This is a genomic window from Methylovirgula sp. 4M-Z18 (genome assembly GCF_037890675.1).
In the GTDB taxonomy this organism is placed as follows: domain Bacteria; phylum Pseudomonadota; class Alphaproteobacteria; order Rhizobiales; family Beijerinckiaceae; genus 4M-Z18.
On sequence record NZ_CP149574.1, the window covers coordinates 249,926 to 268,398 of the forward strand.

Here is an 18,473-nt window from a genome sequence, read left to right on the forward strand (position 1 = left end):
GTCGCGCGCCGCTTCCGGTCCCGTCCGTTCAGTGCGCCCCGGCGGCGCCGGATCCGGACGCGACCTTCCGCGCGAACAGCACCACGATGGCGGCGAGCGCGAGCAGCATGCCGATCACGGCAAACGTGTCGCTGAAGCCCATGATCAGGGCCTGGCGCTTCACAGAACTGCCGAGCGCGACAATCGCCTGGTGGGTCGCGGCAGCCTGATCCGACACGCCATGGGCCATGAAATAGGCGGTCATCTGGTCGATGCGCTGGCGCACGATCTCATTCGTCAGGGTGATGGACTGGCCGATGATATTGGAATGGAATTGCTCGCGCTTGGTGAGCAGGGTTGCCAGCGTCGCGGTGCCGACCGCGCCGCCCAGGTTGCGCAGCATGTTCGAAAGGCCCGATGCCGCACCCGCGTCGCTCGGCGCGATGCCGGCGATCGTGACGGCGCTGACCGGGGCCAACACGACGGCCTGGCCGAGCGCGCGCACGATGTTCGGGATGAAGAACTGGTCTCCGGCCGAGTCGAGCGACAAGGTGGTATTCATGAAACAGCTCACGGCGAAGATGGCGATGCCGACGGCGGCGAGATAGCGCACGTCGAAGCGCTTCATCAGCATCGGCACCAGGGGGATGAGCACGAGTTGCGGCAGGCCGGTCCAGGCGAGCACTTTGCCGATGTCCTCGGCGTTGTAATGCTGCACCTGGCCGAGATATTGCGGCAGCACATAGACCGAGCCATAGAGCGCAAAGCCGACAAGGACATTGGCGATGATGCCGATGGCGAAGTTGCGCTGTTTCATCAGCCGCAGATTGACCAAAGGTTTCGCCACGCGCAATTCGATCGCGATGAAGGCGCTGAGAAAGACGGCGGCGATGATCGCAAGCCGTAGGATGAAGGGCGAGGCGAACCAATCGTCCTTGTTGCCTTCCTCCAGCACGGTCTGCAGGGCGGCGAGGCCGACAGCCATTGTCGCGATGCCGAGCCAATCGCCGTCGCGCAGCCGGTCAAGGCGCATCGGCTCGCGGTCAAGTGTCAACCACAGCGCCGTCACCATCGCGATGCTGGGCACCGTATTGATGAAGAAAATGGTCTGCCAGCCGTAATTTTCGGTCATGAAGCCGCCGATCGTCGGGCCGATGGCCGGCGCGAATGTGGCTGACAGCGCGAAAATGGCGAGGCCGATCGGCTGCTGCGGTTTCGGCAGCTTGGTCAGGACCATGGTGAAGGCCATGGGAATGAGGACGCCGCCAGCAAAACCCTGCAGGCCGCGCAGCGCGATCATGGTCGGCAGATCGCGGGCGAAGGCGCAAGAGATCGAGAACAGCGCGAACAGGATCGCATTGACGAGCAGATACCGGCGAAACGAGAAGACCCGGCTCAAATAATCGCTGAGCGGGATGACGATGATTTCGCCGATGAGGTAGGAGGTCGAGATCCAGGCGCCATTGTCGACGCCCGTGCCGATGCCGCCTTCTATGTCGAGCAGCGAGGCATTGGTGATCTGAATATTCAACACCGCCATGAACGCGCCGATCATGCCGGCGAGAACCGCGATCCAATTTTTGAGGCTGGCGCCTTCGCTCTGTTGCGTGGACATGAGATGTCCTCCCTGAGGCGGCGGCTATTCCGCAGCCCGAAGCAGCAACTGGACCTGCGGCCTTAGTGGCCGCAGTCCTTATCGATGCTAAAGATCGTTCTGTTTGACGTTCGCCTGCACGGTCTTTGTCGCCGCGGAGGCTTTCGTGTCGATGCTCGGGATCACCGACATGCCGGGGCGCAAATCGGCCGCGCTGAGATCGTCCAGTGTGATCTTGACCGGGATGCGCTGCACCACTTTGGTGAAGTTGCCGGTCGCATTGTCCGGGGGCAGCAGAGCAAAGCTCTGGCCGCTCGCCGGCGAGAGGCTGTCGACACGGCCGTGATAGACGCGGTCGGGGAACATGTCGACGCGAATGTCGACCGGTTGGCCCGGGTGCACGTCGGTCAATTGCGTTTCTTTATAGTTGGCCTCGATATAGGCTGCAGAGACCGGCACCACCGACATCAATTGCGTACCGGCCTGCACATATTGTCCGGTGCGCAGGGTGCGGTTGCCGACGACGCCGTCAACCGGCGCGACGATATTGGTGTAGCTCAAGTTCAACTTGGCCTGGTCTTCGGCTGCTTGCGCGCGGGCGAGCGAGGCTTGCGCCTGGGCGAGTTCGGCCTTGAGCTGGTCGACCTGCTTGGTCGCCGAAGTCAGGGAGGCCTGGTCGCGCTCTACGCTGGCGTGGGCCGCCGCGACGCGCGAAACGGCCGACTGGGCATCGCGCACCGCGCCGATGCCGGCATTCGCCAGACCCGAATAGCGCTTGTCGTCCTGTTCGGCGAATGTCTCGTTGGCCGCATCGACCGCCACCGTGGCTTTGGCCGAATCGATCACGGAAGCTTGCGTCTCCAGCGCGGCTTGCTTGCTGGCGATGGCGGCCTTGGCGGCGGCGACATCGGCTTCGGCCTGCTGCAGCGCGACTTTATAGTCGCGATCGTCGATCCGGGCGAGAACCGCGCCGGCCTTCACCGGCTCGTTGTCGCCGACCAGAACCTGCGCGATATAGCCAGGCACTTTCGGGGCGATCGTGGTCGTGTCGGCCTGCACATAGGCGTCGTCGGTCTCGATCTGGAAGCGGCCGACCGTCCAATAGTCGCGGGCGTAAACACCGGCGGCGGCAAGCGCGCCCAAACCGACGCACACCAAGAGCAGCCGGCGCAGAACGTGCTTTTTTGCCGCCGGTGCAGCGGCGTGAGCCGCGGCCGGCAGGACGGGCGATTTGCTTTCCGTCAAAGCGCTGCCGAGCGCCTCTGTTGCAGAGATGGCGCGATCGATCTCCAGGGAACCAGGATGCCGGGTCATTTTCATACTCCCCAGGGACGATTTTCGGCGTTGCCCTGAAATAGGAAACTTGATGTTTTCCAAAATATCGCGTAAAGTGATGTTGTCAAGAGGGGAGTTCAGAAAATGATGACGCTGGCCGACACAAGGGAAAAACGGTCGCGCGGACGTCCCCAGGTCCGCTCCGATCACGATACCCGCCACCTCATCGCCGACGCGGCGCGGGCCGAGTTCATGGCGCAGGGCTATGCCAGAACCAGTATGGACAATGTGGCGAAAAGCGCCGGCATTTCGAAAAAGACCCTTTACCGCCTGGTGCCGACCAAGGCCGATCTGTTTCAGATTTCGGTCGTGGACCGCATCGAGCAATTCATGCTGGCGGCGGATTCAGAAGGAACGAAGGGGCAGGATGTCGCGGCCGGGCTTGAGCGCATCATGATCGAGTTCGGCATGCTGACCCTATCCAGCGACACGATCGCCATTTTGAAGCTGGTGATCGCCGAAAGCGACCGATTCCCCGAACTCGCGACCAGTTTCTATGCGTTGGCCATCGACAGGACCTACGAGGCGGTGGAGCGCTACTTGCGCAAAAATTGCGAACTCGGTTCGATCCGGCTCGACGACCCGCACGAGGCGGCGGGGATGCTGCGCGGCATGATGGTGATGGAGCCGCAGCGCGCCGCCATGCTGCGGCACGCGCCGGCGCCGACGAGGGAGGAAATCATCGCCCGCGCGCGCCGGTGCGTTCAGGTTTTTTTGCAGGGGTGTGCGAAGGAAGAAGATTAGCTCGCGCATTCTCGCGTCGCGAGATTCGACGTGGCCGCGAAGCGCGTGCGCTTTGCCTCAAACCGCCGGGTGGCCGGATTAGTTCTTACTTGTTAGCTGCCGGCCCCTTCATGCGCCGGCACCGGCAGTGTAAATTCGATCGTCGCAGCTTCTAACGGCAGCGTGCCGAAGCTCGGGGAATGGGGCGCGACAAAGGCTGCCGGGGCGCTCTTGCCATCACTGGAAGCTGTGAACGTTTCTTGGGAGGCGATGATGAGTCATGTTCTCGGCACGATGAGACTTACCTCAGGCCTGGGCGCCTGCGCGCTTGCATTCGTGATGTGGATTGCGGCTTCGGTGGGCGCCATGGCGCAGAGCCCGCCGTCCGCCGAGGCGCGGCTGAAGGAACTCGGTATCACGCTGCCGGTCGTGCCGCCTCCGGTCGCCAATTATGTCGATGCGGTCAGGGTCGGCAATCTGTTGTTCCTTTCGGGCAACACGGCCGGCGCCGACTGGAAGTACAAAGGAAAAGTGGGCAAGGACCTCTCCGTGCAAGAAGGGTATGACACGGCACACCAGGTTGCATTGGTCATGCTGGCGAAAGTGCGTGTCGCGCTCGGCAGCCTCGATCGCGTGAAACGCGTGGTCAAGGTCTTCGGCATGGTGAACTCGGCCGAAGGGTTTGGCGATCAGCCGAAGGTCATCAACGGGTTTTCCGATTTGATGGTGGATGTCTTCGGTGATGCGGGCAGGCACGCGCGCTCGGCCGTCGGCATGGCCGGACTTCCGTTCAACAGTGCCGTGGAGGTCGAGATGATCGTCGAAGTGGGCGAGTGATAGAGCGGAGCGGAAGCCGACACCCGGCGGGCGCCGCCGGGACGCCTATTGACACTTCACCTTAAATCATGCTTCTGGAGGCCCACTTCCTTTGCTTTTCGGGCAGACGATGCGTTTTGTCATGACGACCAAACCGACGGCTAAAAAGGCGACGCCCAAAACGGGCGGCACGCTGCGCTGACGTTTGTCCTCATGTCCGGGCCCTCCTCCGGTGGATGAGAGGGCAAAATCCTTAAAGGATATCAGGCCTTAAGGATCGGACCGCCGGGGGAGACCAGGGGCTCTCGCCTCGTATTGAAGGACTTCACATCATGGGTTTTAAGGTCGCAATTGCCGGCGCCACTGGGAACGTGGGCCGTGAAATGCTGGATATCCTGGCCGAGCGCCGGTTTCCGGTCAGCGAAGTGGTGCCGCTCGCCTCCTCGCGCTCTCTGGGCACGGAAGTGTCCTTCGGCGACAAGACGCTCAAGTGCAAAGTTCTCGAAAATTACGACTTTTCCGATACCGACATCTGCCTGATGTCGGCGGGCGGAGAAGTTTCGAAGCAGTTCTCGCCCAAGATCGGCGCGCAGGGCTGCGTCGTCATCGATAATTCCTCGGCCTGGCGCTATGACGCCGACGTGCCGCTGATCGTGCCGGAAGTGAATGCTGATGCGGTCGCCGGCTTCACCAAGAAGAACATCATCGCCAATCCGAATTGCTCGACCGCGCAACTCGTCGTGGCGCTGAAGCCGCTGCACGATGTCGCCAAGATCAAGCGCGTCGTGGTTTCGACCTATCAATCGGTGTCGGGCGCCGGCAAGGAAGGCATGGACGAATTGTTCGCCCAGACCCGCGCCGTCTTCGTCTCCGACACGGTCGAGACCAAGAAGTTCACCAAGCGCATCGCCTTCAACGTCATTCCGCACATCGACGTGTTCATGGAAGACGGGTACACGAAGGAAGAGTGGAAGATGATGGCGGAGACCAAGAAGATCTTGGATCCCAAGATCAAGCTGACCGCCACCTGCGTGCGCGTGCCGGTGTTCATCGGCCATTCCGAAGCGGTGAATGTGGAATTCGAAAATCCGATCACCGCCGACGAGGCGCGCGACATCCTGCGCGAGGCGCCCGGCTGTCTCGTCATCGACAAGCGCGAAAACGGCGGCTACATCACGCCGCATGAATCGGCCGGCGAGGACGCGACCTATATTTCCCGCATCCGCGAGGACGCGACCGTCGAGAACGGCCTCAGCTTCTGGTGCGTGTCGGACAATCTGCGCAAGGGCGCGGCGCTGAACGCGGTGCAGATCGCCGAAGTGCTGCTCAACCGCCGCCTGATCGCGCCGAAGCAGAAGGCAGCATAAGCGCGGCTTCACTGCGATAGGTAAGAGAGGCGGCGGCGCGAGCTCGCCGCCTTTTTCATGCCCGTGTCTTCTCGGGACTCGGCAACGCCACGGCCAATATCATGCACATCAGCGCACCAACCGCCGCCGCCTGGAAACCATCGATATAGGAGAGCACCGCCGCCTGTTTGGCGATCGCCTGGGCGAGCAGGCCGGTTGCGCGTTCCGTCGTGACGACGAGATCGGCGGTGTGGGTCGCGAGCGCGGCGCGATAGGCGGCCAGGCGGTCGGCGGTGAGGCTCGCGAGCCCGTCGACATGCAGGCCGATCAGGTTGGAATGCACCTGCTCGCGCACCCGCACGAAGGTCTGCATAAAGGCGGTACCGATTTCGCCGCCAAACATGCGGCTCACCTGCAGCAATGTGCCGATGGTCAGCGCGTCGGCCGGGCTGATCGCCTGAACGGCGAGCCAGACGAGCGCGGTGAGCGCGAAAGATTGGCCGATGGCCTGGATGATCTGCGAGGTCAGGAAATCATTCGTCGCCCAGGCGCTGGTCAGTTGCGTCGCCATCAGGCAGGCGGTGCCGACCATCGCGGTCCCGAAACATAGGATCCAGCGGCCGCTGACCCGGCTCAGCAAATAGCCAAGCGGCAGGACGATCACCAATTGCGGCAAGGCGATCCACAGCAGGACGGAACCGACCTGCAATTCGCGGAAATTCTGCACACTCTGCAGGTAGTTCGGGATGATATAGGCGGTCGAGAGGATGATGAAGCGAAAGCCTGCGAGAATGATCAAGATGAACACGAGATCATGCTGCAGCAGCAGCCGCAGGTTGAGGAACGGCCTGTGCGTCACCCACAATTCGCGAACGACGAAGGCGAGCGTGACGAGGCCGCCCGACAGCAGGAGGCCGCTCACCAGGCCATTATTGGTCCAATCGAGCCGATTGCCCTGGTCGAGGCCGGCGTAAAGCAGGCTGAAGCCAAGGCCGGCATAGACGATGCCCGGCCAGTCGAGCTGCGCGCGCAATTCGGTTTTGATGTCCTCGCGCGGAATGCCGTACCACACGCAAGCGAACATCAGCGGCATCATGAGGCAATATTGCCAGTCGATCCAGCGCCAGGAGAGGTGGTCGGAATACCAGCCTTCGAGCGAGGCCGCGACATTCTGCGACAATTCGGAATTCATCGCATAGACGGCAATGCCGTAAGCGATCAGCCGGGTCGGCAGGCTGCGGGCGATGAAGCTGATGGTCAGCGGGATGAACGTGCCCGACCCGACGCCGCAGAGAAATTGGGCAACGAGAAACGCGCTGAGATTGGGCGAGAGCGGCGCCAGCAGGCTGGCGGTGAAGAAGAGCAGAATGCCCTGTAGCAGAACGCGCCGCACGCCGAAAATCGCGCCGAGATAGGGGCAGGCGACACCGATCAGCATCTGGCCGATGCCGAAGCTCGTGGTCATCCAGGCGCCTTCGTCGAAGCTGAAATGCAGGCCGCCGCGCAAATCGGCAATGCCGAAGCTGGTGACGCGGCTGCCCAGCGTCGACATGATCGCGCCGAACAGGACGCCCAGAATGCCGATATAGGGGCGCAATGTGTCGGCGCTGAGCCGCGGATGCGCCTCGGCGACGCCATGTAGCGCCGCGCCGGCGGACGAGATGGGCGCGAGCGGGCGGATCATGGCTTGGCCGCAGCGGCGCCGTCATCCGGTCCGGTGCTGGTGTCGATGGTCGCCTCGACCGAGAGGCCCGGGCGCACCAGCGTGCCCAGTGCCGGATGGGGGTCGAGCACGACCTTCACCGGCACGCGCTGCACGACTTTGGTGAAATTGCCGGTCGAATTGTCGGCGGGCAGCAGGGCGAAAGTGCTGCCCGTTGCCGGCGACCAGCTTTCGACATGACCGGTGAGCGCGAGATCGGGATAGGCGTCGACCGTGATCCGCGCGTTTTGCCCCGGCCGCATATGGGTGATCTGGGTCTCCTTGTAATTGGCGATCACCCAGATATTGGGCAGCGGCACCACGGCGATCACCTGGGTGCCGACGTTGACGAACTGCCCCGGCCGCACCTGCCTTTGGCCGACGGTGCCGTCGACCGGCGCAACGATGCGCGTATAGTTCAGATTGTTGGTGGCCAGCGTCACTTGCGCCTGCGCCGCCTCGATCTGGGCCTCGATCTCCTTTTGCTGGGTGTCGAGACTGGCGAGCAGGGCCTTTTGCTGGTCGAGCTGTGCTTCGTTCAGGCTCTTTTGGGCGAGCGAGCGCTTGGCATTGGCATCGGCCTGTTCGACCGATTGCTGCGTGCCGGCGACCCCGGTCTTGAGCAGGTTGTGCTGCCGCTCGTCCTCGAGCTCATAGCGCTGCACATCGGCCTCGACTGCCTGGATATTGGCGCTGGCCTGGCGGATCAGCGCGTTTTGCACCAATTTCTGGTTGGCAAGATTGGCAAGGCTCGCTTGCGCGGCGGCAAGATTGGCCTCAGCCAGCGCAAGTTGCGCCTTGTAATCGGACGGGTCGATTTCGGCGATCAAATCGCCTTTGTGCACGGTCTGGTAATCCTGCACCGCCACGCTGGCGATATAGCCGGACACGCGGGCCGACAGCGGCGTCACGTCGCCGGTGACGTAGGAATCGTCGGTGGATTCGAGCCGCGCCGCGCCGGTCCAGCGGTTCCAATGCCCGGCAGTATACCAGGCGAGCCAGGCGGCGAGCACCACGAAGGCAACCCGCAACAGCGCGAAAATCCAGCGCGATCCGCGTTTGCGCGATGTCGCTGCCTGCGGCGTTTGCGTGTCCGTACGATCGACCATCCTCTGCCCCGCCCTGCATATGTTGGTAAAATGATGTTAAGCCAAAGGCGCCTTGCAAGTCCACGCAGGCCCGCGCGTGGAAGGATTGCGCATCGGCGACATGAAATATTTAGATTTATGCCGATAATTTGGACATCATGTTAGCAGCCCTCGCATCAGGTGCCATTCCGCCCGTGTCATCGTTCGATCTTGCCCACGACCCAGAACCCAGCCGGCCGGCCACTCTGTCGGTCGCCGATGTGCGGGCCACTTTGGCGGGACGGACGATTTTGCAGATCATTCCAGCGCTCGACGCCGGCGGCGCCGAGCGCACCACGGTCGATATGGCGGCGGCCCTCGCCGAAGTCGGCGCCCGGGCACTGGTCGCCAGCACTGGCGGACGGCTCGTGAGCGAATTGCAGGCCAAGGGCGGAACCTGGTTGCCGTTTCCGGCCAAATCGAAAAATCCGATCGCCATGGCGCTCAACGTGCGCAAATTGATGCATCTTATCCGGCAGGAGGGCGTCGATATCCTGCATGCCCGGTCGCGTGCGCCGGCCTGGGTCGCGCTCGGCGCGGTGCGGCGCACCGGCACGCCCTTCGTGACCACCTATCATGGCGCTTATTCCGGCAAATCGAGCCTGAAATTACGGTATAATTCCGTCATGGCGCGCGGCGATGCGGTCATCGCCAATTCCGCCTATACGGCGAGCCTGATCGCCCGGAACTATCCGCAAGCGGCGGCGCGCACCGTCATCATCCATCGCGGCACGGATTTCCGCGCTTTCCGCCCGACGGCGGTCGATCCGCAGCGGGTGGCGAACCTGCGCAAGGCCTGGGGCGCGGAGGGCGAGCGCATCGTGCTGTTGCCGGGCCGACTCACGGGCTGGAAAGGCCAGCGCGTCCTGATCGCCGCCGCCGAACAATTGATGCGCCAAGGCTTGAGCGGGGTACATTTCATCCTCGCCGGCGACGAGCAGGGCCGCACGGGCTATGCCAAGGAACTCGACCAGCTCATCGCCAAGGGCGGGCTGACCGGCATCGTCAAAAGGATCGGCCATTGCGCCGATATGCCCGCCGCCTATATGGCCGCCGCCGTGGTCGTGGTGCCGTCCACCGAGCCGGAAGCCTTCGGGCGGACCTCGGCCGAGGCGCAGGCCATGGGCGTGCCCGTGGTCGTGTCCGACCTCGGCGCCATGCCCGAAACCGTCCTGGCGCCGCCGGAAGTGCCAGACGAACAGCGCACCGGCTGGCGGGTGCCGCCGGGCGATGCAACCGCTTTGGCCGAGGCCATCCAGAGGGCCCTCGGTCTCGGAGCGTCCATGCGCGAGGCGATGGCCTATCGCGCCCGCATCCATGTGGAATCCCTGTTCTCGCTCGAGCAGATGTGCGCCTCGACCCTCGAGGTCTACGCCCGATTGTTACAAAATAAGTCAAAATAATTGATCGGGTACGGCAACGGTTCAGAAAGAGTCGTTTAGAAATTGGCGGTAAGTTGAGATGCGCTGCATAAACGGCGCATTGCGGTCCGCTTTTGCATGTTGAACCCGATGTCGTCACAGTCCGCACCCGATGCCTTTCCGACCGTCGCCCCTTCCGAGGAACTGGGCGGGCGATTTACGCGCGAGGCCGATTGGCTGCGGCACCAGCTCGTGCGGCTGCGCCTGTTCATCCGCAATCACGAACTCGGCCTGACCCTGCTCGCCGCCGTCATCGGGCTCTGCGCCGGCGTGATCGTCAGCATCGTCACCGGCATCACCCATTTCATGCATTTTGCTCTGTTCAATGCCCGCAGCTTCACCGGGGTGAGCGGTATGCCGGGAATCAGCCCGATCGCGACGGTCGGCGGGCCGGTGCTCGGGGGCATCTGCGCCGGCGTCAGCATCAAGCTCTATCAGAAATGGCGCGACCGCGTGCCGGTCGACCCGATCGAAGCCAATGCCCTACACGGCGGCCGCATGTCGCTCGCCGAAAGCGCGGCGCTGGTTGGCCAGAACATCATTTCCAACGGCTTCGGCATGTCGGTCGGCCTGGAGGCTGGCTACACCCAGATCGGTTCCGGCGTCGCCTCGTGGCTCGGGCGCTACCTCGGCATCCGCCGCGCCGATTTGCGCACCCTTGTCGGCTGTGGCGCCGCGGGGGCGATTGCCGCCGCCTTCGGCGCTCCCCTCGCCGGGTCGGCCTATGCGTTCGAACTAGTCATGGGCGTCTATACGATCGCGACGCTCGCGCCGATCGCAGTCGCTGCCTTTACCGGCAATCTGATCGCGCAGATTCTGGGGACGCAAGGGTTCATCGTGGCGATCAGCGTGCCTGATATCGATCTTGCCGACTATCCTTTCGCCTTGATCCTCGGGGTCATCTGCGCCGGCATCGGCGTTTTGGTGATGCAGCTCGTCACCTATTTCGAGCGCGCCGCGCGCCAGCCATGGCTGCCGGCGGAGGTGCGCCCCGTGGTCGGCAGCGCCCTCGTCGGCCTCCTTGGCCTCGTGTCGCCGCAAGCCCTGTCGGCCGGCCATGGCGCGCTGCATCTTCTGGGCCACACGGAACAGATCTGGTGGGCCCTGCTCATCGTCCTCGTGTGCAAGGTCCTCGCCTCCGCCATTTCGATCGGCGCCGGCTTTCGCGGCGGCCTGTTCTTCGCCTCGCTGTTTATCGGCGGCCTGGTCGGCAAATTGTTCGCGCTGCTGCTCATGGCACTCGGCTATTCGAGCGGCCACGCGGTTTCGCTCTTTGTCGCCGTCGCGATGGGGTCGATGGCGGCCGCGGTCATCGGTGCGCCGCTGACGATGATCCTGCTGGCGCTCGAATCGACCGGCAGCCTCAATATCAGCGGCATCGTCATGCTTGGCGTGCTTGCTTCGTCGGTCACCGCGCGCGCCACCTTCGGCTATTCCTTCGCGACCTGGCGCTTTCACTTGCGCGGCGAGAGCATCCGCAGCGCCCATGACGTCGGCTGGATCCGCTCGCTCACGGTCGACAAGCTCATGCGGCACGATCCGCTCACCGTGCGGCATGACATGCGCCTCGATCAGTTCCGTGGCCGCTTCCCGCTCGGCACCGAGCGGGTTGTCGTCGCGGTGGACGATTCGGGCAGCTATGCCGGGCTGATCGACGTGGCGGCGGCGCACAATCCCGAATATGACAGCGCGGGCGATGCGATCGTCGTGATCGATCTCGCCGAGCACCCGCATGAGATGTTGACCCCCGGCATGAATGCCAAGGAGGCGGCGCTCGAATTCGACCGGCTGGAGACCGACATGCTGGTGGTGGTCGACGATCTCGACACCCACCTCGTCATTGGCCTCGTCAGCGAGAAGCATCTCCTGCGTCGTTACAGCGCCGAGCTCGACCGTCACCGGCGCGAAGCGCTTGGTGAGGTTTAATTCGGCCAAGTTTAATACTGTCGCTCCTAGACATCGGAATGTCGCCTGCGATCAAAAGAGGGGCGTCGGCGCCCCTAACATCATCGCATAATCAGTTTCGGGGAGTGCGATGAATCACGAGGTTATTATCTCCTGTGCCGTGACCGGCGCGGGCGACACAGTCGGCAAGCATCCGGCCATTCCGGTAACGCCGCGACAGATCGCGGACGCCGCCATCGAGGCGGCGCACGCCGGCGCGGCCATCGCCCATCTGCATGTGCGTGACCCCAAGACCGGCAAGGCCGCGCGCGATCCGGCGCTTTATCGAGAGACGATCAATTACATCCGCGAGTCCGGCGTCGATGTGGTCATCAATGTCACGGCCGGCATGGGCGGCGACTTCTTCTTCGATCCGGACCATCCCGCAACCGGCGGTCCGGGCACCGATATGGCCAATGCGGCCGAACGCGTCGCGCATGTCGAGGAAATGCGCCCCGAGATCTGCACCCTCGATTGCGGCTCGCTCAATTTCGGCAACGGCGCGTTTCTCGCGACCGCCGACCTCTTGCGCGACATGGCGAAACGCATTCAGGCGGTTGGCGTGAAGCCCGAGATCGAATGTTTCGAGCTCGGCCATATCTGGCTTGCCAAGCAGCTCATCAACGAAGGGCTGATCGACGCGCCGCCGATGTTCCAATTGTGCATGGGCATTCCGTGGGGCGCGGAAGCGACGACCGAAGCCATTGTCGCGATGCGCAATCATCTGCCGCATGGCGCCAATTGGGCGGCCTTCGCCATCGGCCGCATGCAGATGCCGTTCGTCGCGCAGGCCGCGCTGCTCGGCGGCAATGTGCGCGTCGGCCTCGAAGACAATATCTGGCTCGACCGCGGCGTGCATGCCACCAATGGCCAATTGGTGACGCGCGCCAAGGAAATCCTGGAGCGCATGGGCGCACGCGTGCTGAACCCCGCCGAGGCGCGCGCGAAATTGCAGCTCAAGAAACAGAAGTGAGCTGAGCAAGCAAGAGCGCAACCACGCCATCCGGCGCGAGATGAAAATGGCTTTGCATGACTGAGATTGCGCGCGTCACCTCGCCCTACGAAGGTATTGCCTTTCAAGGATGGGACGCGTCGCGACCCATCCCAGCGCCGCTGGCGCTCTATGAATGCGCGGTTGTGCCCGAATGGACCGATTACAACGGCCATATGAGCGAGAGCATCTATCTCTATGTGTTCGGCAATTCGTCGGACGCGTTCTTTCGCTTCTTCGGTATTGACGAAGCCTATCGGGACAGCGGCTTTTCGCTCTATACGATCGATACGCGCATCCGCAATCTCGCCGAGGTGTCGGAAGGCGAGCCGCTGCGCCTGACGCTCGAACTCGTCGATCTCGACGAGAAGCGCCTGCATATTTTCCATCGCATGCAACATGGCGCGACAGGCGCGGAACTCGCTGTGGCAGAGCAGGTTCTCGTGCATGTGGATATGCGTGAAGGCCGGTCGTGCAAATTGCCGCCAGATCTTTACGCGCGCCTTGCCGCCATTCGGGCGGCGCATGCACATTTGCCGTGTCATCCCATGCTCGGCACGACGATCGGGCTGAAAAGGACAGGGTCATGAGTTTCCCCTTGACCGAAGAACAGACGATGCTGGTCGAGACCGTGCGCAGCTTCGTCGAGAACGAGCTTTATCCGCACGAAGATCTCGTCGAACAACTCGACGACATACCGCCCGATTTGGCGCAATCGATCCAGGACAAGGCGATCGCGCTCGGCCTCTACGCCGCCAACATGCCGGCCGAATATGGCGGCGCGGATCTCGACGGCTTGAGTTTCGCGCTGCTGGAGCGCGAACTCGGCCGCGCCGGTTATGCGCTGCATATGTGTGTCGCGCGGCCGAGCAACATCTTGCGCGGTTGCAAGGGCGAGCAGATCGAACGCTATCTCGTTCCCTCCATCAAGGGCACGCGGCACGATTGCCTGGCGATGACCGAACCGGGCGCGGGATCGGATGTGCGCGCGATGAAAACGCGGGCCGAGAAGCGCGGCGACACCTATGTCATCAACGGCTCAAAGCATTTCATCAGCCATGCCGACAAGGCGGATTTCGTCATTCTGTTCGCGGCGACCGGCGTCGAAGAGAATACCAAGAGCCGCAAGGCGAAGATCTCGTCCTTCCTTGTCGATATGGGCACGCCCGGATTCACCATGCGCCGCGGCCCGCACTGCGTGTCGCATCGCGGCTATCATCAATGCGAGCTCTATTTCGACGATTGCGTCGTGCATGAATCGCAATTGCTGGGCGAAGAAGGCAAGGGCTTCGACTTGATGAACGAATGGCTCGGCGCGACGCGCCTGTCGGTCGCCGCGACCAGCGTCGGCCGCGCCCGCCGCGTGCTCGACACCGCGCTCGATTGGGCGGCGACGCGGCAGCAGTTCGGCGACAAGATCGGCCGTTTCCAGGGCGTGTCGTTCCAGCTCGCCGATATGGCGACAGAAATCGAGGCCGCGGATCTTCTCACTCTCTCGGCGGCGCATGCGCTCGACCAGGGTCGCGCGGGCGATCAGGATTTCGCCATGGCGAAACTGTTCGCCTCCGAAACCTTGGCGCGCGTCACCGACAAGGCCTTGCAGATTTTCGGCGGCATGGGCCTGATGAATTCGCTGCCCCTCGAGCGCTGGTGGCGCGATGCGCGGGTCGAGCGCATCTGGGACGGCACGAGCGAGATTCAGCGGCACATCATATCGCGCGCGATGCTGCGCCCGCTCGGATGCTGAACTCATGACGCGCAGCAATTTCTCCCGCCTTCTGGCGCCGCACAGTATCGCCGTGATCGGCGGGCGCGAGGCCGAGGAGGTGGTGCGTCAGTGCCGGCGGATCGGCTTTTCCGGTCCGATCTGGCCGGTCAATCCGAAGCGCGAGGAGATGGACGGCATCGCGTGCTTCACCTCGATCGCAGACATTCCCGGCACGCCCGACGCCACTTTCATCGCGGTGCCGCGTGAGGCCAGCGTTGCCGCGATTGCTGACCTCGCGCAGCGCGGCACCGGCGGTGCGGTCTGCTACGCGTCGGGCTTTGCCGAATATGATGAGACCGGCGCGGCCCTACAGGACAAGCTTGTCGCGCAATCGGGCGCGATGGCGCTCGCCGGCCCCAATTGCTACGGTTTGCTGAATTATCTCGACGGCGCCGCGCTTTGGCCCGATCAGCATGGCGGCACGCGCCTCGACCGCGGCGTTGCCATCATCACGCAATCGGGCAATATCGGCCTCAATCTCACCATGCAGCAACGCGGCCTGCCGCTCGCCTATCTCATCGCCGTCGGCAACAAGGCGAAGGGCGATATCAGCGATTGGATCGAGGCGCTGCTGCAGGACGAGCGCGTCACCGCGATCGGGCTGCACCTCGAAGGGCTCGGCGATGTCGCCGCTTTCGCCCGTGCGACCGCAGCGGCCCGCGCGAAGCGCATTCCGATCGTCGTGGTCAAGACCGGCCGCTCGCAGGCGGGCGCGGCTCTGACCATGTCGCACACGTCCTCGCTCGCCGGGCCCGACAAGCTCTACGACGCTCTCTTCGCCCGGCTCGGCATCGCCCGCGCGCCGGATCTGTCGAGCCTTTTGGAAACGCTCAAGCTGCTGCATGTCGTCGGTCCCCTGGCCGGGCGGCGGCTGTCGTCGATGAGCTGCTCGGGGGGCGAAGCCTCACTGATCGCCGATCTCGCCGAGACCTATGGGCTCACGACACCGCCGCTGCCGCAGCAGGCAAAAGACGAGCTCGCCGCCGTGCTCGGGCCGAAGGTGAGCGTTGCCAATCCGCTCGATTATCACACCTATATCTGGGGCGATCTCGACGCCAGCACCGCCTGTTTCACCGCGATGCTGCAGGCGGGTTACGACATCAATCTGCTCGTCATCGATTTGCCGCGCGAGGATCGCTGCAAAAGCAGCGATTGGGATGTCACCTTGCAGGCCTTCGCGGCTGCGCGCGCCAAAACCGGCGCCTGCGCCGGGCTGGTCGCATCGCTGACCGAGTCGCTGCCCGAACATGTCGCCGATAAGGCGCTCGCGTGCGGCATCGTGCCTTTGAGCGGCTTTCATGAGGCGTTGACTGCCATTCGTCTGAGCGCCGGTGTCGGTGAGGCCTGGGCACGCGCCGAGCAAATCGACGTCAGGCCGGCACCGCAGCAGGATTCGGCGCATGCCGCTGCGCTGACGGAAGCTGCCGCCAAGGACGCGCTCGCCGCCTTTGGCCTCGTCACGCCCGAGCGCAGGATCGTCGCGCCGCATGAAGCGGCCGAAGCGGCGGCTGCGCTTGGCCTTCCCGTCGTGCTCAAAGCGTCGTCCGAAACCATCACCCACAAGACCGAGGCGGGGGCCGTGCGGCTCAACCTGCACTCAGCGGCGGAGGTGGCCGCAGCCGCAAAAGAGATGGCGCATCTCGCACCGCATCTGTTGGTCGAGCGCATGGTGAGCGGCGCGGTTGCCGAGCTGATCGTCGGCGTCACCCGTGACGCGCAATTCGGCCAGGCGCTCACCATCGGTGCTGGCGGCGTTCTCGTCGAGCTGATGCAGGACTCAGCAACGCTGCTGTTGCCGACCTCTCGCGCCGAAATCCTGCGCGCCTTACAAGGCTTGAAAATCGCAGCGCTGCTGCGCGGCTATCGCGGCAAGCCGGCGGCCGATTTCGACGCGCTCGTCGGCGCCATCGAAAGCATTGCCGCCTATGCGCAAGCGCATCTCGCCGATCTCGTCGAACTTGATGTCAATCCGCTTCTGGCTTTGCCGGACGGTGCGGTGGCGGTCGATGCGCTGATCCGGCTGCATGGAGGGCACGATGGTTGATCCTCTCCACATTTCGCGTCACGGCCGCGTGCTGCAGGTCGTTCTCGACCGGCCGAAGGCCAATGCGATCGATGTCGCGACCAGCCGTGCTTTGTATGACGTGTTCCGCGCGTTCCAGGATGACTGTGATTTGCGTGTCGCCATCCTCACCGGCGGCGGCGAGCGCTTTTTTTCGGCCGGTTGGGACTTGAAGGCGCAGGAGGCTGTCGATACCGACTTCGGGCCGGGCGGTTTTGCCGGCCTCACCGAATTTTGGGATCTCGACAAGCCGGTGATCGCGGCGGTCAATGGCCTTGCTCTGGGCGGCGGGTTCGAGCTTGCCTTGGCCTGCGATCTGATCGTCGCGGCCGAAGAGGCGGAATTCGCGCTGCCCGAAGTGACGCTCGGGATCGTCGCTGAATCCGGCGGCGTGCAGCGCCTGCCACGCCGTCTGCCGCAGCCGATCGCGATGGAAATGCTGCTCACCGGGCGGCGGATGGGCGCGCAGGAGGCGCATCGCTTCGGCCTCGTCAATCGCGTCGCGCCACGCGCTTCGCTCCTTGAAACGGCCCATGCGCTCGCGGCGCAGATTGCCGCGCATGCGCCGCTCGCCATCCGCACCAGCAAGGCGGTGGCACGCCTCGGCGAAGGCCGCTCGGTGCGCGAAACCTATGCCGCCATGCTCGCCGGCGAAGCACCCATCTATCACGCGATGCTGACCTCGGAAGATGCGCAGGAGGGCCCGCGCGCCTTCGCCGAAAAGCGCGCACCGGAATGGAAGGGACGCTGATGAGCCTCTCCGCAAACACCAGCGCTCCGGCCAACGCCTATCTGATCGGCGCGCTCTTCGTGCTCGCCGCCGGATTGACATGGAGCTTTACCGGCATCTTCACCCATCTCGCGCCCGATACCGATGCGTGGCAGTTCCTCACCTACCGTTGCATCGGCACGGCGCTCGTCTTCGTGCTGATCAACCGGCTGCAGGGGCACGGGTCGATCGTGATGCGCTTCTTCCACCTCGGCTGGATGGGCCTTCTCGTGAGCCTCGCCTTTGCGGTTTCGGCGACCTGCTTCATCGTCGCGATGAAGACGACGACGGTGGCCAATGCACTGTTTCTGTCATCCTGTTCGCCCATTCTGTCGGCGGTCTTAGGACGCTTCGTGCTGGGCGAGAAGCTGAACGGCTTGCAACTCGGCGCGGTGATCCTCGGCTTCATCGGCCTCGCCGTAATCATGGGCGGCGGCATCGAGGCGGGCAATCTTGCCGGCAATATCTGCGCCTTTGTGTGCGCGGTCGGTTTCGCCTTGGCGAGTCTCGGCATGCGCTCCGCACAGACGCTCGATTTTCTGCCGTCGATTTTCGGCTATGGCGTGATGGGTGCGCTGTTCGCGGCGTCCATGTGTGTTGCGCACGGCACCACGCTGCTGCCGCCGCTGCCGCAAATCCTTGCGGCTTTCGCCGCCGGCTTCATCGTGATGGGCTTGGGCTTTCGCTTCTTCCTGCGGGGCGCGCAGCATGTGCCGGCGGTTGGGCAAACCGTTCTGGCGCAGACCGAAACGGTGTTCGGGCCGATCTGGGTCTGGCTGATCTTCGGCGAGCGACCGACCGACGCGACGCTGGTCGGCGGCGTGATCATTCTGATCGCCGTCATTGCCATGGCCTATGCCGGCGCCAAGCCGCAGCCGCCGAATGTGGCGGCATAA

The 18,473-nt window shown here is 63.7% G+C and carries 15 protein-coding genes; 11 read left to right on the plus strand and 4 right to left on the minus strand.

The window, feature by feature from the left end:
• Window positions 1-28: 28 nt before the first annotated feature.
• Both V9T28_RS01070 and V9T28_RS01075 read right to left on the minus strand, forming a co-directional pair.
• Window positions 29-1,594, minus strand: a complete 1,566-nt coding sequence (locus tag V9T28_RS01070; protein ID WP_116400382.1) for a DHA2 family efflux MFS transporter permease subunit — start codon at window positions 1,592-1,594, stop codon at window positions 29-31.
• An 87-nt stretch (window positions 1,595-1,681) separates the two neighbouring features.
• The gene (locus V9T28_RS01075) at window positions 1,682-2,887 is read right to left on the minus strand and encodes an HlyD family secretion protein (protein WP_116400729.1); all 1,206 of its coding nucleotides are present in this window, start codon (window positions 2,885-2,887) and stop codon (window positions 1,682-1,684) included.
• A 108-nt stretch (window positions 2,888-2,995) separates the two neighbouring features.
• On the opposite strand from V9T28_RS01075, the gene V9T28_RS01080 reads away from it, so the two are divergent.
• From V9T28_RS01080 to V9T28_RS01090, 3 genes are all read left to right on the plus strand, one after another.
• The gene (locus V9T28_RS01080) at window positions 2,996-3,652 is read left to right on the plus strand and encodes a TetR/AcrR family transcriptional regulator (protein ID WP_116400383.1); all 657 of its coding nucleotides are present in this window, start codon (window positions 2,996-2,998) and stop codon (window positions 3,650-3,652) included.
• Window positions 3,653-3,904: 252 nt separating this feature from the next.
• Window positions 3,905-4,468 carry a RidA family protein gene (locus tag V9T28_RS01085; RefSeq protein ID WP_339071805.1) on the plus strand — a complete coding sequence of 188 codons (564 nt, stop codon included), beginning with the start codon at window positions 3,905-3,907 and terminating at the stop codon, window positions 4,466-4,468.
• A gap of 311 nt (window positions 4,469-4,779) precedes the next feature.
• Window positions 4,780-5,814 (plus strand): aspartate-semialdehyde dehydrogenase, encoded by a 1,035-nt coding sequence (locus V9T28_RS01090; protein ID WP_116400384.1) that lies wholly within the window; start codon window positions 4,780-4,782, stop codon window positions 5,812-5,814.
• Window positions 5,815-5,869: 55 nt separating this feature from the next.
• Here V9T28_RS01090 and V9T28_RS01095 read toward each other — a convergent pair whose 3' ends face one another.
• Together V9T28_RS01095 and V9T28_RS01100 are read right to left on the minus strand one after the other, a co-directional pair.
• On the minus strand, window positions 5,870-7,477 hold the full coding sequence (locus V9T28_RS01095; protein WP_116400385.1) for an MFS transporter: 1,608 nt from the start codon (window positions 7,475-7,477) through the stop codon (window positions 5,870-5,872).
• Window positions 7,474-8,604 carry an HlyD family secretion protein gene (locus V9T28_RS01100; protein WP_116400386.1) on the minus strand — a complete coding sequence of 377 codons (1,131 nt, stop codon included), beginning with the start codon at window positions 8,602-8,604 and terminating at the stop codon, window positions 7,474-7,476. Before V9T28_RS01100 ends, V9T28_RS01095 begins: the two co-directional genes overlap by 4 nt.
• 137 nt (window positions 8,605-8,741) lie before the next feature.
• Here V9T28_RS01100 and V9T28_RS01105 point away from each other — a divergent pair, with 137 nt between their 5' ends.
• From V9T28_RS01105 to V9T28_RS01140, 8 genes are all read left to right on the plus strand, one after another.
• Window positions 8,742-10,025, plus strand: coding sequence for a glycosyltransferase family 4 protein (locus V9T28_RS01105; protein WP_116400387.1), 1,284 nt, complete (start codon window positions 8,742-8,744; stop codon window positions 10,023-10,025).
• 108 nt (window positions 10,026-10,133) lie between these two features.
• Window positions 10,134-11,969 carry a chloride channel protein gene (locus V9T28_RS01110; protein ID WP_116400731.1) on the plus strand — a complete coding sequence of 612 codons (1,836 nt, stop codon included), beginning with the start codon at window positions 10,134-10,136 and terminating at the stop codon, window positions 11,967-11,969.
• 109 nt (window positions 11,970-12,078) lie between these two features.
• Window positions 12,079-12,960, plus strand: coding sequence for a 3-keto-5-aminohexanoate cleavage protein (locus V9T28_RS01115; protein WP_116400388.1), 882 nt, complete (start codon window positions 12,079-12,081; stop codon window positions 12,958-12,960).
• Window positions 12,961-13,016: 56 nt separating this feature from the next.
• A complete protein-coding gene (locus V9T28_RS01120) occupies window positions 13,017-13,568 on the plus strand; it encodes a thioesterase family protein (RefSeq protein WP_116400389.1) in 552 nt (183 codons plus the stop codon).
• Window positions 13,565-14,725 (plus strand): acyl-CoA dehydrogenase family protein, encoded by a 1,161-nt coding sequence (locus V9T28_RS01125; RefSeq protein ID WP_116400390.1) that lies wholly within the window; start codon window positions 13,565-13,567, stop codon window positions 14,723-14,725. Before V9T28_RS01120 ends, V9T28_RS01125 begins: the two co-directional genes overlap by 4 nt.
• A 4-nt stretch (window positions 14,726-14,729) precedes the next feature.
• Window positions 14,730-16,790 (plus strand): acetate--CoA ligase family protein, encoded by a 2,061-nt coding sequence (locus V9T28_RS01130; protein ID WP_116400391.1) that lies wholly within the window; start codon window positions 14,730-14,732, stop codon window positions 16,788-16,790.
• A complete protein-coding gene (locus tag V9T28_RS01135; RefSeq protein WP_116400392.1) occupies window positions 16,783-17,559 on the plus strand; it encodes an enoyl-CoA hydratase-related protein in 777 nt (258 codons plus the stop codon). Before V9T28_RS01130 ends, V9T28_RS01135 begins: the two co-directional genes overlap by 8 nt.
• Window positions 17,559-18,473: a DMT family transporter gene (locus tag V9T28_RS01140; RefSeq protein ID WP_158554767.1), complete on the plus strand. Its 915-nt coding sequence runs from the start codon at window positions 17,559-17,561 to the stop codon at window positions 18,471-18,473. Before V9T28_RS01135 ends, V9T28_RS01140 begins: the two co-directional genes overlap by 1 nt.

Coding starts and splice junctions, on each gene's coding strand:
- V9T28_RS01100 (WP_116400386.1), bottom strand. CDS start 8,604: ATGGTCGATCGTACGGACACGCAAACGCCGCAGGCAGCGACATCGCGC.
- V9T28_RS01130 (WP_116400391.1), top strand. CDS start 14,730: ATGACGCGCAGCAATTTCTCCCGCCTTCTGGCGCCGCACAGTATCGCC.
- V9T28_RS01120 (WP_116400389.1), top strand. CDS start 13,017: ATGACTGAGATTGCGCGCGTCACCTCGCCCTACGAAGGTATTGCCTTT.
- V9T28_RS01140 (WP_158554767.1), top strand. CDS start 17,559: ATGAGCCTCTCCGCAAACACCAGCGCTCCGGCCAACGCCTATCTGATC.
- V9T28_RS01110 (WP_116400731.1), top strand. CDS start 10,134: ATGTCGTCACAGTCCGCACCCGATGCCTTTCCGACCGTCGCCCCTTCC.
- V9T28_RS01085 (WP_339071805.1), top strand. CDS start 3,905: ATGAGTCATGTTCTCGGCACGATGAGACTTACCTCAGGCCTGGGCGCC.
- V9T28_RS01080 (WP_116400383.1), top strand. CDS start 2,996: ATGACGCTGGCCGACACAAGGGAAAAACGGTCGCGCGGACGTCCCCAG.
- V9T28_RS01070 (WP_116400382.1), bottom strand. CDS start 1,594: ATGTCCACGCAACAGAGCGAAGGCGCCAGCCTCAAAAATTGGATCGCG.
- V9T28_RS01125 (WP_116400390.1), top strand. CDS start 13,565: ATGAGTTTCCCCTTGACCGAAGAACAGACGATGCTGGTCGAGACCGTG.
- V9T28_RS01095 (WP_116400385.1), bottom strand. CDS start 7,477: ATGATCCGCCCGCTCGCGCCCATCTCGTCCGCCGGCGCGGCGCTACAT.
- V9T28_RS01115 (WP_116400388.1), top strand. CDS start 12,079: ATGAATCACGAGGTTATTATCTCCTGTGCCGTGACCGGCGCGGGCGAC.
- V9T28_RS01135 (WP_116400392.1), top strand. CDS start 16,783: ATGGTTGATCCTCTCCACATTTCGCGTCACGGCCGCGTGCTGCAGGTC.
- V9T28_RS01075 (WP_116400729.1), bottom strand. CDS start 2,887: ATGACCCGGCATCCTGGTTCCCTGGAGATCGATCGCGCCATCTCTGCA.
- V9T28_RS01090 (WP_116400384.1), top strand. CDS start 4,780: ATGGGTTTTAAGGTCGCAATTGCCGGCGCCACTGGGAACGTGGGCCGT.
- V9T28_RS01105 (WP_116400387.1), top strand. CDS start 8,742: ATGTTAGCAGCCCTCGCATCAGGTGCCATTCCGCCCGTGTCATCGTTC.